The organism is Amycolatopsis sp. NPDC028719 (assembly GCF_055565395.1).
In genome coordinates this window covers 251,836-264,806 of the sequence record NZ_JBVHUL010000007.1, presented here as the reverse complement: position 1 = coordinate 264,806, position 12,971 = coordinate 251,836, and the positions used below count along the sequence as shown (strand labels likewise).

11 protein-coding genes are annotated in these 12,971 nt (G+C 71.1%); 4 read left to right on the top strand and 7 right to left on the bottom strand.

Annotated features, from left to right (window positions below; genetic code table 11):
- Positions 1-266: 266 nt before the first annotated feature.
- Positions 267-2,942: an exo-rhamnogalacturonan lyase family protein gene (locus ACZ4TR_RS31885; RefSeq protein WP_465291163.1), complete on the top strand. Its 2,676-nt coding sequence runs from the start codon at positions 267-269 to the stop codon at positions 2,940-2,942.
- On the opposite strand, the gene ACZ4TR_RS31880 is transcribed toward ACZ4TR_RS31885, so the two are convergent.
- The 7 genes from ACZ4TR_RS31880 to ACZ4TR_RS31850 all read right to left on the bottom strand — a co-directional run bounded on the left by ACZ4TR_RS31880 (position 2,902) and on the right by ACZ4TR_RS31850 (position 10,606).
- A complete protein-coding gene (locus ACZ4TR_RS31880; protein WP_465291161.1) occupies positions 2,902-3,489 on the bottom strand; it encodes a sugar phosphate isomerase/epimerase family protein in 588 nt (195 codons plus the stop codon). The two genes, ACZ4TR_RS31885 and ACZ4TR_RS31880, sit on opposite strands and share 41 nt — an antisense overlap.
- 28 nt (positions 3,490-3,517) lie before the next feature.
- Complete coding sequence (locus ACZ4TR_RS31875; RefSeq protein ID WP_465291160.1) at positions 3,518-5,338, bottom strand: DUF2264 domain-containing protein; 1,821 nt, start codon at positions 5,336-5,338, stop codon at positions 3,518-3,520.
- Complete coding sequence (locus tag ACZ4TR_RS31870; RefSeq protein WP_465291159.1) at positions 5,335-6,339, bottom strand: hydroxyacid dehydrogenase; 1,005 nt, start codon at positions 6,337-6,339, stop codon at positions 5,335-5,337. The genes ACZ4TR_RS31875 and ACZ4TR_RS31870 overlap by 4 nt, the downstream gene beginning before the upstream one ends.
- Positions 6,336-7,178: a carbohydrate ABC transporter permease gene (locus ACZ4TR_RS31865; RefSeq protein WP_465291158.1), complete on the bottom strand. Its 843-nt coding sequence runs from the start codon at positions 7,176-7,178 to the stop codon at positions 6,336-6,338. The genes ACZ4TR_RS31870 and ACZ4TR_RS31865 overlap by 4 nt, the downstream gene beginning before the upstream one ends.
- Complete coding sequence (locus ACZ4TR_RS31860; RefSeq protein ID WP_465291157.1) at positions 7,175-8,125, bottom strand: carbohydrate ABC transporter permease; 951 nt, start codon at positions 8,123-8,125, stop codon at positions 7,175-7,177. The genes ACZ4TR_RS31865 and ACZ4TR_RS31860 overlap by 4 nt, the downstream gene beginning before the upstream one ends.
- 8 nt (positions 8,126-8,133) lie before the next feature.
- Positions 8,134-9,444: an ABC transporter substrate-binding protein gene (locus tag ACZ4TR_RS31855; protein WP_465291156.1), complete on the bottom strand. Its 1,311-nt coding sequence runs from the start codon at positions 9,442-9,444 to the stop codon at positions 8,134-8,136.
- A 79-nt stretch (positions 9,445-9,523) separates the two neighbouring features.
- Complete coding sequence (locus tag ACZ4TR_RS31850; protein ID WP_465291154.1) at positions 9,524-10,606, bottom strand: substrate-binding domain-containing protein; 1,083 nt, start codon at positions 10,604-10,606, stop codon at positions 9,524-9,526.
- Between the two features lie 199 nt (positions 10,607-10,805).
- Between ACZ4TR_RS31850 and ACZ4TR_RS31845 the strand changes: the two genes are divergently transcribed.
- The 3 genes from ACZ4TR_RS31845 to fabG all read left to right on the top strand — a co-directional run bounded on the left by ACZ4TR_RS31845 (position 10,806) and on the right by fabG (position 12,970).
- Complete coding sequence (locus tag ACZ4TR_RS31845; protein ID WP_465291152.1) at positions 10,806-11,183, top strand: hypothetical protein; 378 nt, start codon at positions 10,806-10,808, stop codon at positions 11,181-11,183.
- Positions 11,184-11,187: 4 nt separating this feature from the next.
- Positions 11,188-12,048: a hypothetical protein gene (locus ACZ4TR_RS31840; RefSeq protein WP_465291150.1), complete on the top strand. Its 861-nt coding sequence runs from the start codon at positions 11,188-11,190 to the stop codon at positions 12,046-12,048.
- Positions 12,049-12,208: 160 nt separating this feature from the next.
- Entirely contained in the window at positions 12,209-12,970 is a 762-nt protein-coding gene (gene fabG, locus ACZ4TR_RS31835) for a 3-oxoacyl-ACP reductase FabG (protein ID WP_465291149.1), read from the top strand.
- The last annotated feature ends 1 nt before the right edge of the window (position 12,971 follow it).

The window sequence follows — 12,971 nt, the reverse complement described above, 5'->3', positions numbered from 1 at the left end:
AGGCGCGTCCCAGGTGCGCCGTCAACCACAGTGCCAGCAAGGAAAGGGTGCATTTCTCGAATGCATCGAACGCTTCGCCCGGATGCAGCAGAATCGATCAAACGGTCAAGAAAGCGCTTACTTCGACCCTGGACTGATCGGGTAGTCCGGGTTGACAACCGCCGAACAGCCTGGTTTGAATCGGTTCACCGCGGCGGTGCCGAGCTGAACGGAGGCCGAAGATGTCCCCGCACTCCCCGTTCCCCAGGAGATCTTTTCTCGGCGGTGTGTCCGCGTTGGCCGCCGCGGCCATCACTCCACCGGCAGCCGCCGCGAGTGCGCCGCCGGCGCGGCCGCCCATGGCGGCCGGCGAGGTTCGCCTGCACTGGCTGGACGGGAAGCCGGCCGCCGCGGCGGGGTGCGCCTTCGGCGTGCCCTGGCCCCGGGGAACCCTCATCAGGACGGTGCCGCTGGCCCTGCGTACCGCGGAAGGCGGGCCGGTTCCGCTGCAGTCGTGGCCGCTGGCGTACTGGCCGGACGGATCGGTCAAGTGGACCGGGCACGCCGTCACTTCCGCGGCGGTCGCGGAAGCCTTCGTGCTGGCGCCCGGAACTCCCGCGGCGCCGCCGTCGCCGGCCACCGTGCACCGGTCACCCCGCGAAATCGTCGTGGCCAACGGCACGGTCGAGCTGAAGATCGCCACGACCGGCGCCGTCGCCGTGCGTTCGCTCGCCCGGGACGGACGCGTCGTCGCCCGCGACGGCGAGCTCGTGCTCCGGCTGCAGGACCAGCCGGACGACGAAGGCCGGGCCCCGCAGCTCGAGGACTGGACGGGTGTCGTCGACCGGGTGGAGGTCGAACAGCCCGGTCCGGTACGAGCGGTCGTGAAACTGACCGGCCGGTACCGGCGGGGCCACCGGGCGATCTTGCCGTGGACGGTGCGGCTCTACCTCGGGGCGGGCGACGACTCCGTACGGGTGGTGCACAGTTTTGTCTGGGACGCCGAAGAGCAACACGCCTTCGTCCGGGGGCTGGGTCTGCGGTTTTCCGTTCCGCTGGCCGACGAGCCGCACAACCGGCACATCCGCTTCGGCACGGCGGCGGGCGGGGTGTGGGGTGAGCCCGTGCGGGTGCTCACCGGCCTGCGCCGCGACCCCGGCTCGGCGGTCCGGACGGCCCAGACCGACGGCACCGCCACCCCACCCGTCGACCAGTGGGGCCAGCAGGTGCACGACGGCTACCAGCAGCTCGCACTGTGGAACGACTTCACGCTGTTCCAGGAGTCCGCCCGCCACTTCGCGGTGTGGAAGCGCACCAGCGCCGCGGGGAGCTGGCTCCGGCACGCCGGCCGGGGCGACCGCGCGTCCGGCTTCGGCTACGTGGGCGGCGTGAGCGGCGGGCTCGGCTTCGGGATGCACGACTTCTGGCAGCGCGCACCCCGGTCGCTCGACATCCGCGGCGCCGCCACGGACACGGCCACGGTGACCCTCTGGTCGTACTCCCCGCTCGCCCCGGCGATGGACCTGCGCACCTACGACACGGCCGCCCACGGGCTCGATCTGTCCTACGAAGACGTCCAAGAAGGGTTCGCGACACCGCAGGGCATGGCGCGCTCCACCGAGCTGCGGCTCTGGGGGATGGCGGCCACCCCGGCCAGGGACACGGTTGCCGCGCTCTCGGCCACGCTGGCCGCGCCGCCGCAGCTCGTGACGGACGCGGAGACCTACCACGCGGCCGGGGTGTTCGGACGCTGGAGCCTGCCCGACCGCAGCACGCCGGCCCGCGCGTCCCTCGAAGACGGGATCGCCCGCGAGATCGGCTTCTACGCCGACCAGGTCGACGAACGGGAGTGGTACGGGTTCTGGCACTACGGCGACGTCATGCACACCTACGACGCGGACCGCCACGAGTGGCGCTACGACGTCGGGGGGTACGCCTGGGACAACGCCGAACTCGGCACCGACGCCCTCCTCTGGTACGCCTTCCTGCGCACGGGCGAACCCCGGACGTTCCGGCTGGCGCGCGCCATGACCCAGCACGTGTCCGAGGTAGACACTCACCACGCCGGCCGGTTCGCCGGCCTCGGGTCGCGCCACGCCGTCGTGCACTGGGGTGACGGCGCCAAGGAGGCCCGCGTCGGCGAGTCGTTCACCAAGCGGTTCTCGTATTACCTCACCGCCGACGAGCTGCTGGGCGACCTGATCCGCTCGTCGCTGCAGGCCGACGAGACGCTGCGCACGGTGGACCCGCTGCGCGAAGTCCTGCCGCCGCAGACCAAGGCGCCGGCCCGCGTCCGGATCGGGCCCGATTGGTACGCGCTGGTCAGCAACTGGCTGACGGAGTGGGAACGCACCGGCGACGTCCGCTGGCGCGACCGGATCGTCACCGGCATGCAGGACATCGCCGCCTTCCCCGCCGGGCTGTTCACCGGGGAAGCGGGCGGCGCGGTCGGCTTCGACCCGGCGACCGGCCACTTGGTGAACCTCGAAAAGGGCGACTTCGACGGCGGCTACAACCTCTCGATGGCCTTCCTCGGCGAGCAGATCCTCTGGGAGGCCCTCGACCTGGTCGATGTCCCCGAGTTCCGCCGGACCTACCTCGACTTCGCCCGCTACGCCCAGGCGCCGTCGGCCGAGAAGATCGCCCGGTACGGCCGCGACTTCAACCCCGGACTCTTCAAGACGATCTACTCCCGCGTCACCGCCTGGGCGGGCGAGCAGCTCGGGGACGTCGGACTGCGCCGTCGTGGCTGGGAGCAGTTCACCGCCGACCCGGCGGGCAAGTCCTGGCCGCCCGCGGAACGCGTCACCGGCTCCGACGTGACCGGACCGGTGACGGAGATCCCGACCCGCACCACCACGAACCCCGCGGGCGACTTCGCCACCTTCGCGACCAACGACTTCGCCCAGCGAAACCTGGCGATCATCGCGCTGCTCGCCATCGCCCCGGCGGAAGCGCCGTGACTGCCTCCCAGCCCGACCACGAGCGCAGCAGCTCGCCGCAGTCGTCGAGCGGCACCGCTCCCGTCCCGGGCGGCACCGGGGTCGGATCCTGCCGGCTGGCGGCGTCCTTGACCTGGAAGTGGCCCGGATAGGGGCCGGGCACCTCCTTGGTGGTGGCGGGCTCCTCGCCGCCGCGCCACGGGTGCACCGCGTCCCACAGCACCGCGACCAGGTCCGGCCGTCCGAACGGAGCCACCAGGTCCAGCGCCGCTGCGCCGGTGCCGTGCGAATCGTGCGTCTCGACCAGCAGCCGCACGCCGGCGGCGCTCAGGTCGTCGAGGACGGCTTCGATCCGTGGGTGCGCGTCGCCGTCACCACCGGGGAAGACGCGGACCGCCGGTGCGCCGATCCGGTGGACGAGGTCGATCAGCGCCCGCAGCTCGTCGATCACGGGCTGGTGCGGCCCCGGCTTGGCGACCTTCGCGTACCCGGCGAGGCACGCGATGGCCAGCCCCTCGTCGGCAAGCAGGGACCGGACGCCGTCGACAGCGCCATCGACGACCTCCACTCACTGCCGGACACGTCTCGGGCGGTCGTCACCCGGCCGTCAATTCCAAGGGGTCGAAGCGGATCCGGACCGCGAAGCCGTCCGGCCAGCGGATTTCGGCACCGTCCGAAGTGACCCCCGTGGCTGCGCCGCCGAGTAGCGCGAGCGCGACGACGATCGTCGTACCGTCGAGGTCTGCGATGAGCCGCGGTAGGGACACCCACGGCGTGTACGCGGTGCCGCACGGTGCCCGAACCTGGTCCTGCACAGTCCAGCCGGCCAGCGGAAGGAGCACCGACCCGCCGCGGTCCGTCGCCCAGCCGGTCTGTTCGGCCCGCGCGCCGGGCGGTGCGCCGACCACCCGATGCACCCGCAGCTCGTGCGGTCCGCGGGCCACGGTGACACTCTCGACGCGCAGCCCCGGCACCATCGCCGGGCCGCTGCGGAACACCGGGTGGTGCCAGGACGCGGCCCATCCCCAGCCGTCGCCTTGGCCTGCACCCAGCGGGTGGATCCGGCGCCGGACACTGCGCACGCCGGAGACGACCACCGCGAAATGGTTGTCCGCCGGGTTGTCCCGCGCGGTCGGCCCGGTCCGGGTCGAGTAGGCGAACCGGCTGTAGTGCGGGTCTTCATCGGCCGCCGACTCGGCCTCGTGCGGCCGGACGTGGTCGCTGCCGTGGTTGTGCAGGCGCACGACGCCGTCGTCGCGGGTCGACTGCAGCAGCAGGCCTGGCGCCGGCAGCGCGAGCACCGTGTCGGCGGTCTCGCTCGGCGCGGGTTCCTCGGTCGCCGTCCACAGTGGGTGCTCCGGCGGCGCGAGCAGGCACACGAACGCCTTGGAAGCCCAGTAGGGCGATCCCGGGCCGGAGTAGCGCTGCACCGTCGGCGCATGCGGCCCGTGCCAGCCGAGGCTCAGCAACCCGTGCTCGTCGACCGCACCGCGGTCGAGGAAGTAGCGCAGCGCTCCGCTGAGCAGCCGTCGTGACACCCCCGGGCGCAGCGGGGTGTCCCCGGTGACCGCACCGAGGCCGACCGCCGAGACCGCCGCGAACCGGTAGGTCAGCGACCGTCCGAAGTGGAGCGGCGCGCCGTCGCCGCCGAACCACGGCGCGAAGCTCTTCAAGTGCTCGCGCAGCCGCGGGCCGAACCGGGTCTCTTCGCCCGCGAGGTGCGCGTCCAGCACCGGGTACAGGTGCAGCGCCCAGCCGTTGTAGTGGTCGAAAGCGCGGCCGTCGCCGTCGGCGTACCAGCCGTCCCCGCGGTACCAGTCCTCCAGCAGCTCGAGCGCCCGGTCGCGCGCCTGCTCGGTCTCGGCGTCGGCGCGTCCCACCGAGGAGAGGAACCCTGCCACGGTGAACGGGAACAGGTACCAATTGTTCGGCGCCGGGACGTGCCGCAGCGCCCCGCGCAACCACTCCTCGATCCGGTCCTGGACGGCGGGCGCGAGGTGGTCCCACAGCCAGGGCCGGGTCAGCCGCAGGCCGAGCGCGACGGACGCGGACTCGACCATCGGCTGGCCGGCGACGTAGTGGTCGCGGATCACCGGCCACGACTCAGCGTCGTCACACCCCGGCGATCGGGTTCCCGCGTCGAGTCCCCCGGCGTACCGCTCCAGCCAGCCCTGCGGGTCCTTCCCCGCATCGCCGACGACCCGGAACGCGGCGGCGAGGAAGGTCCGCGCGAACCCCTCCAGCCCGTCCGAGCGGACCCCGCTGGCCGACGGCGGACCCGGCAGGTCGAGCCGGGCGCCGCCCGGGGTCGCCCAGCGCCAGGCCGCCTCGAGCAGCCCGTCCGCCACGGCGACCCAGTGCTCTCGCGTGTACCCGGTGTGCGGGCTCAGCCCGCGGTTCTCGGCGGGCAGCCTCATGCGATCATCCCCAGGCGTTCGCGGTGGACGGGGTGTGCGAAGTCCTTCCCGGCCGCCCAGCGGGTGACCTCCGCGACGGCCAGCTCGGCCAGCCGCCGCAGCTCGTTGCCCTGAGAGCCGGCCAGGTGTGGGGTGATCAGCACGTTCGGGTCCGCCCACAGCGGGTGTTCCGGGGGCAGCACCTCCGGGTCGGTGACGTCGAGGATGGCCCGGATCCGCCCGGCTCCGGTGGCCTCGGCCAGCGCGTCCTGGTCGATCAGTGCCCCGCGGGCGGTGTTGACGAGCACGGCGTCCTGGCGCATCGAGCCGATCAGCTCGCGTCCGACGAGTCCTCGGGTCGTGGGCAGCAGCGGGGTGTGCACGCTGACGACATCGCTGCGGGCGAACAGCTCGGCCAGGTCCACGGCCTCGGCCCCGAGTGCCGCGATTTCCTCGCCGGGTACGTGGGGGTCGTGCACCAGCACCCGCAGGTCGTGCGGCCGCAGCAGGCCGATCACCCGGCGCCCGATCATCGACGCAGACAGGATCCCGACGGTCCGGCCGTAGTTGCCCAGGTGCGGCGGCAGGCCCAGCCCGTCGTCGCCGGCCCGGGCCGCCCGGTGGTCGCGGGCCCGTTCCAGAACCTGCTTGCCGGAGAGCAGGATCATCGCCAGGGCGTACTCGGCCACCGGCACCGCGTTCGCCGCCGCGGCCGACGTCACGGCGATTCCCCGCTCCCAGCACGCTTCGGTGACGTGCCGGCGGACCGACCCCGCGGTGTGCACCACCGCCCGCAGCCGGGGCGCGGCCGCGAGGACAGCCGCGTCCAGCGGCGGGCAACCCCACCCCGTGACGAGCAGCTCGACGTCGTGCAGGACGGCACGGGCCGCGGCGCCGGTGAAGTCGTCGAGCACCCCGTCGGCGAGGTCGCAGACGCGGCGCAACGCGTCCGTCGCGGCGGCGTCGAGCACGGCCGCCGCGGCCCGGGGCGCCATGGCGAGCGCGGCGCGGGGCCGGCTCACTTGACCGCCCCCGCGGTGAGCCCGGATCGCCAGAACCGTTGCAGCAGGGTGAACGCCAGCACCAGCGGCAGGACGGCCAGCAGTGATCCCATGATCACCACCGGGTAGTACTCGGGCGACGTCGTGGCCGAACTGTTCCAGCTGTAGAGGCCGAGACTGACCGGGTACAGCTTCTGGTCCGACAGCATCACCATGGGCAGGAAGAAGTTGTTCCAGATGGCGGTGAGCTGGAACAGGAACACGGTGACGACACCGGGGCCGAGCATCCGCAGCGAGACCCGGAAGTAGGTCGTCAGCTCCCCCGCACCGTCGATCCGCGCGGCTTCGAGGATCTCTCCTGGCACGTAGCCTTGGCTGAACACGCGGCCGAGGTAGACGCCGAAGGGGTTGAACAGCACCGGGATGAACACCGCCCACACCGTGTCGACGACGCCGGTGCTCGACGCCAGGAGGTACAGCGGGAGCGCGAGGACGGTCTGCGGCACCATCACCGCGGCGAGCACCAGTCCGAACAGTTTTTCCTTGTGCCGGAAGTGGTACTTGTCGAACGCGTATCCGCAGGCGATGCTGACCAGCGCGCCCACCGCCGCGCCGCCGACGGCGTAGAGCAGGCTGTTGAGGTACCAGCGGCCGTAGATCCCCTTGTCCATGGCGAACAGGTCCTGCAGGTTCTTCAGCGGCGAGAAGCCCTGGAAGGAGAGGATGTCACTGCCGAAGAGCGCATCCCGGTCCTTCGCTGCCGCGAGCACCAGCCACAGCGCCGGGAGCAGGGTGTAGAGCACGGAGATCGCCACGACGGTGTTGACGGCGGCGCGGCCGAGGAACTTCGGCGGGTTCACTGTGCGGCCTCCCGCGCGCGGTTGGTCCAGCGCGTCACGCCGTAGGACAGGGCGATCGTGCACGCCAGCAGGATCACCGACGCGGCCGCGGCGAGACCGTAGTTGTTGCGGGTGAACGCGGCGTCGTAGACGTACATGCTCGGTGAGAACCGCGCGGTGATCATCGGTGTGGCCTGCGACAGCAGCATCGGCTCGGTGAACAGCTGCAACGACCAGATGAGCGTGAACAGCACGACCATCACGATCGACGCGCGGATCAGCGGGGTCTTGATCCGCAGCGCGGTGTGGACTCCGCCGGCGCCGTCGACCACCGCAGCTTCGATCACTTCGCGCGGCACGGCCTGCAGGGCGGCGTAGAAGACGACGACGTTGTAGCCGAGGTTGCTCCACAGCGCGATGTTCACCATCGACGGGATGACGGTGTGGACGCCGAGGAAGTCCACCGTGATCCCGGCCTTGCCGAACAGGTCCACCACCGGGCTGAGGCCGGGGATGTAGAGGTACAGCCAGATGATCGCGGCGATGATCCCGGGCACCGCGTGCGGCAGGAACAGCGCGAGCCGCGCCGACCCGCGCAGCCGCGCGAGCCCCGAGTCGAGCAGCAGCGCCAGGCCGAGCGAGCAGACGACGAGCAGCGGCAGGTACAGCAGGCAGTACAGCGCGACGACACCGAGTCCGCTCAGGAACGTGGGATCGGACAGTACAGCCGCGTAGCTGCGCAACCCGACGAAGACCGTGTGTTCCGGCCCGAACCCGAGGCCCGGTTCGTCGGCGCCGAAGAAGCTCAGCCACAGCGCCGTCCCGGCCGGGACGAGGAAGACCACCACCAGCAGCACGAAGAACGGGGCCATCAGCACGGTGCAGGCGGTGCCCTGCCGTTGTCGCTTCCGGACGCGCGGCGCGGGCGTTCTGAAAGCGCTTTCCGGACGGGCGAGTGTCGTCGCCATGGGTCTCCTCAGCTGCTGTGCTCGGTGGTCGCCAGCCCCAGGGCGACCAGGTCCGGCATGGTGGCGCGCTGCGCGTCGCGGACGGCGTGGAGCAGGGTGCCCTGGCCGGCGCTCGCCCGGGCGAACCCGTCCTGCAGGACGCGCTGGGTCGCGCTCATCCGCGGTCCCCACGTCCAGCCGTCCCGGATCTTCGCGGCCTCGGTTTCGAAGAGCCGGTAGATGTCCTGGCCGCCGTAGTAGCGGCGGTCGAACGCCTTCCGCCCGACCTCGACCAGCTCCGGCGCGGCCGGGTACTGGCTGCTGGTGCCGCTGGAGAGCCGGGCGCGCAACGCGTCGGGATGCGAGACCTGCCATTCGATGAACTCCATCGCGGCTTCCGGGTGCGCGCTGTCGCGGGTGACGGCGAACGTCGAACCGCCGTGCGTCCCGACCGCCGGGTGCGCGGGATCCCACTGGGGCAGCGGCGCGATCGCCCATTGCCCGTTCTGGCCGGGCCGGGCCTTCATCTGCGCGCCGGCGTCCCAGGCGCCGCTGAGCCGGGCCAGCACGAGCCCCTGTCCGATCTGCGCGTCCCCTTGCCTGCCCTGCACGCCGTTCGCGAACACGAGACCTTCGTCGATCAGGTCCTGCCAGTATCCGGCGACGCGGCGGGTCGCGGCGTCGGCGAGCGAGACGTTCCAGGCGCCGCCGGCGGTGTCGAACCACTGTGCGCCCGCCTGCCACGAGAGCGCCGCGAACTGGGTCGCCCCGTCGGTTGCGAAGGCGACCAGCCGGCGCCGGTCGTCGCGGACCTTGCGGGCCACCGCGATGAACTCGTCCCACGTCCGCGGCGGGCCGGAACCGTGCTGAGCGAACAGATCGGTGCGGTAGTGCAGCACCATCGGCTCGACGTCCAGCGGCACGGTGAACACCCGCCCGGCGAACGTCGTCAGGCGCAGCGCCTGCGGGAGGAGCCTGGCCCGCAGGCGATCGGAGACCAGATCGGTGATGTCCCGGGCCACCCCGTCGATGGCGAACCCGGGCACCTGCGGGTATTCGATGGTGGCGACGTCCGGGGCGTTGCCCGCACGGACCGCGTTGCTCAGCTTCGCGTAGCCGCCCTGATCGCCGGACGGGATCTGCTGGAACACCACGTGGATCCGGTTCTGCGAGCGGTTGAACGCGTCGACGACCTGCTGACTGCCCCGCAGCGCCGACCAGAAGGTGATCCGGGTGGCACCCCGCGTGCTCGGGTCCCGGCCGGGACCCGAGCACGCGGCCGCAAGCGGCCACGCGAGACCCGCGGCGAGGACGGTCCGGCGGTCGGGTCGGACAGGCATCGATGCCTCCTGCGGGTCGCGAACTCCACGCAGTTTGGGCGCTTGAACGAATTCCGGTCAATAGCCCCGCATAACTCGGTCAATCGATCAGCGGCCGGGTCGACCCGCGGACCTTCAGTTCCGGCAGGACCGCGATCCGCCTCGGTGGACGGCCCGCCGGTCCGCGCAGCCGCTCCAGCAGCAGTTCCGCGGCCAGCCTGCCGACTTCGGCTTTCGGCGGCGCGATCGCGGTCAGCGGCGTGCGGCCCAGTACCGCCACGACATCGTCGTAGGCCACCACCGAACAGTCGCCGGGCACCGTGATCCCCGCGTCCGCCAGCTGCTGGACGAGCATGAGGGCATCGACGTCGCCGTGCATGATCACGCCCGTCGCGGCGTGCTCGCGCAGCACATCGGCGAGCGGCTCGAGGTCTCGCACCGGCTCCTGGTCGGCCACCGCGCCCGGCGCGCTGAGCACCACGGTCCAGTCCTCGATTTCCGGCCGTCCGGTGCAGATGCCGGTGAACGCCGCGCGCAGCGCCCGCGCGGTCGGGCTGTCGTCGCGCGCGGCCAGGACGATCCGGCGGTGGCCCAGCGCGAGCAGGTGCGTCACGGCGAGGTGGATGCCGTACCAGTGGTCAGTGCAGACGGAATCCCTGGCGTGCAGCGCACTTCCCGGCCGCGGCCGCCGTTCCATCAGGACGACCGGGACGTCGGCGGCGGCCAGCCAGCCGTCGTCCGCCTCCTCGGTGGCCACGCTGCGCCAGCGCGGCGCGATGAGCACGCCCCCGGCGTCGTCGGCGAGCAGCCGCTCGACGATCAGCCGCTCGGCGCCGGGCACCTGCGGCGCCGGGTGCAGCACGCCCCGGACGTCAGCCTCCTCCAGCGCGCCACGGGCGCCGTGCAGGACCTCGGTGAGGTAAGCGTGGCGTTCGGGAACGACCAGCACCACCTGGCCGCCACCGGCCGCCGCGGGCGCCGGCTCCGGCCGCCGCGGAACCAGCGAGCGGACGACGCCGTGGCCCCGCCGTAGCCGGCCGGCCCTGGCCAGCTCCTCGACGTCCCGGCGCACGGTGATCACCGAGACCGCCAGCTCCGTGGCGAGTTCGGTGACCCGCGCCTGGCCGCGCGCCTCCACCACGGCCAGGATCCGCCTTCGCCGGTCCGCACCCGACTCCCGCATCTCGGCCTTCGTCCGTCGGCTGTTCGTTCGATCGTTTCTCCGAGCATAACGATCAGCCGACGCGCTGGTCGAGCCGCCGCTCGTCCGCGCAGAGTACGACGAGGAACAGCGCAAACAGCTGCTCCTCGCGGCACGCAGGCGCCAGCTTCCTGGGAGGCTAGCCGCGTTGGTCAGCGCCCGGGAGGCGCGAAGGTGCTGCATGGACGGTCTGGTCGAGGAAGCGAGTGAGGCGTGGCGCAACACGGTTTCCGACGCAATCCATGCCGGCGACCTTCTTCTGCCCTTCGGTACGCTGGCGAACGCACCGTGGTGGACGCTGAACGCTCGCATCAGGCAGATCGCCATCCAAGCGGACTTACTCGACGATGATGCCGCAACAGAAATGCGCGACCAGATACTTGATCTTGTCGTTCGGGGGCGAGCCGGCGAATTGATTGAATCGCCAAATCGCTCGCTTGCATTCGGCGCGACAAAGGCGGCCTGCAGCCTCGCCGAACGAGGGACCCCGGACCAAGCCGCAGCACTCCTTGACACTCTGGCCACCGACGTTTCGTTACTTGGCAGCTGGCGTGCTTAGGTCCGTGGCACCCGATCACCCGCTCGTCCAAGAACGAGCAGCAGAGGCCCGCGATCGTATCCTCGCGCGCCCCGAGCCGGAACCCGGTCAGGTCAGTTTCCTCACCTCCCTGACCAGCGATGCTTATCTCGCCAGCTCACTGCCGGCTCGGGAAGCGCACGAGTGCTTGGAGAAGCTGCTTTCAATCGCAACGGACGCCCGCGAGCCCGCTTCCAGCAGGCACGAAGCACTCGTCGGCGCTACTGCCTTGGTCCTGCGCCGAGATCGTCAAACCAAGCGGACGACCTTCGCGGTCGCCGAGGGATTCGTGTCCGGCATGCAGGACGGCAGTCACCTCGATGATGAAGTTACCGGCGAGCCGCACCCCCTGAGCGCCGTCCGAATCAGCTTCGGCAGCTCATCGCTTCGAGGCCATGGCTTGAAGCTGGCCGAGGCCGCGGCCACAGACGAATCCGATGAAAGCTGGGTACGTGATCAAGCGATCGCGCTACTCAGAAGCACCGACGAAGACGACGTCATCGCCGCCGCGACCGTCCTCGTTGGCTTCCCCGAAGCGATCAGCTCACCAATCGACCTTGTCCTGCTCGCGGGGCATCCGAACATCCAGGTTCGGCAGGCATGTGCCATCTTGCGCTCTCGCCATCCGGCCCGGAACCGAGACTTGATGCTCAACCTGGCGACCGATCCCCCATGCCCGCCTGGCGACTCCGCGGCGTACGAAGCCCTGACAGCCGTTGACCTGGACGATGCACTGCGGTCGTCGGCCGACACCAACCGCGTTCGCAGGTCGGGCGGTGCTGTCAATCCGCCGAGCAGGCGTTCGCCGACTTGTCAAGGCGACAGTGGACCGGACTACCTGAAGTGATTCCCCCAGGCGGAGCAGTCAAGTTACAACCTTCGGCGACGTCTATGATCCTGCGCATGCTGTCACCACATTGGGGATCAGTCACGCGTATCCTCCACAAAGCAACCGCTTAGTACGCTCGCGGGCACGAGCCCGTTTCTCAACGACGAGGAGGTCCCCCGTGACCGATTCCCCTTCCCGTGTCGCCGTGGTCACCGGTGCCGGCCGTGGCATCGGTGCCGCCGTCGCCGCGCGGCTGGCCGATGACGGCTTCGCCGTCGCGCTGCTGGACCTGGACGAGGCCGGTGTCAAGCAGGGCGCCGAAGCGATCGTCGCCAAGGGTGGCAAGGCCGTCGGTGTCGCGCTGGACGTCACCGAAGCCGAGCAGGTCGAGGCGGCCGTCACCCGGGTCGCCGACGAACTCGGCCCGCCCGTCGTGCTGATCAACAACGCCGGCATCACCCGCGACAACCTGATCTTCAAGATGACCGAGCAGGACTGGGACTCCGTGCTCGGCGTGCACCTCAAGGGCTCGTTCCTGATGACCCGCGCGGTGCAGAAGTACATGACGCAGGAGAAGTACGGCCGGATCGTCAACCTGTCGAGCACGTCCGCGCTGGGCAACCGCGGCCAGGTCAACTACTCCGCCGCGAAGGCCGGCATGCAGGGCTTCACCAAGACCCTCGCCATCGAGCTGGGCAAGTTCAACGTCACCGCCAACGCGATCGCGCCGGGCTTCATCGCCACCGACATGACCGCCGCGACGGCCGAGCGCCTCGGCATGGGCTTCGAGGACTTCAAGGCCGCGGCCGCGACGCAGATCCCGGTGCAGCGCGTCGGCACGCCCGACGACATCGCCCACCTGGCCTCCTTCCTGGTCAGCGAGGGCGCCGGATTCATCTCCGGCCAGGTCATCTACGCCGCCGGCGGACCGAAGGACTGAG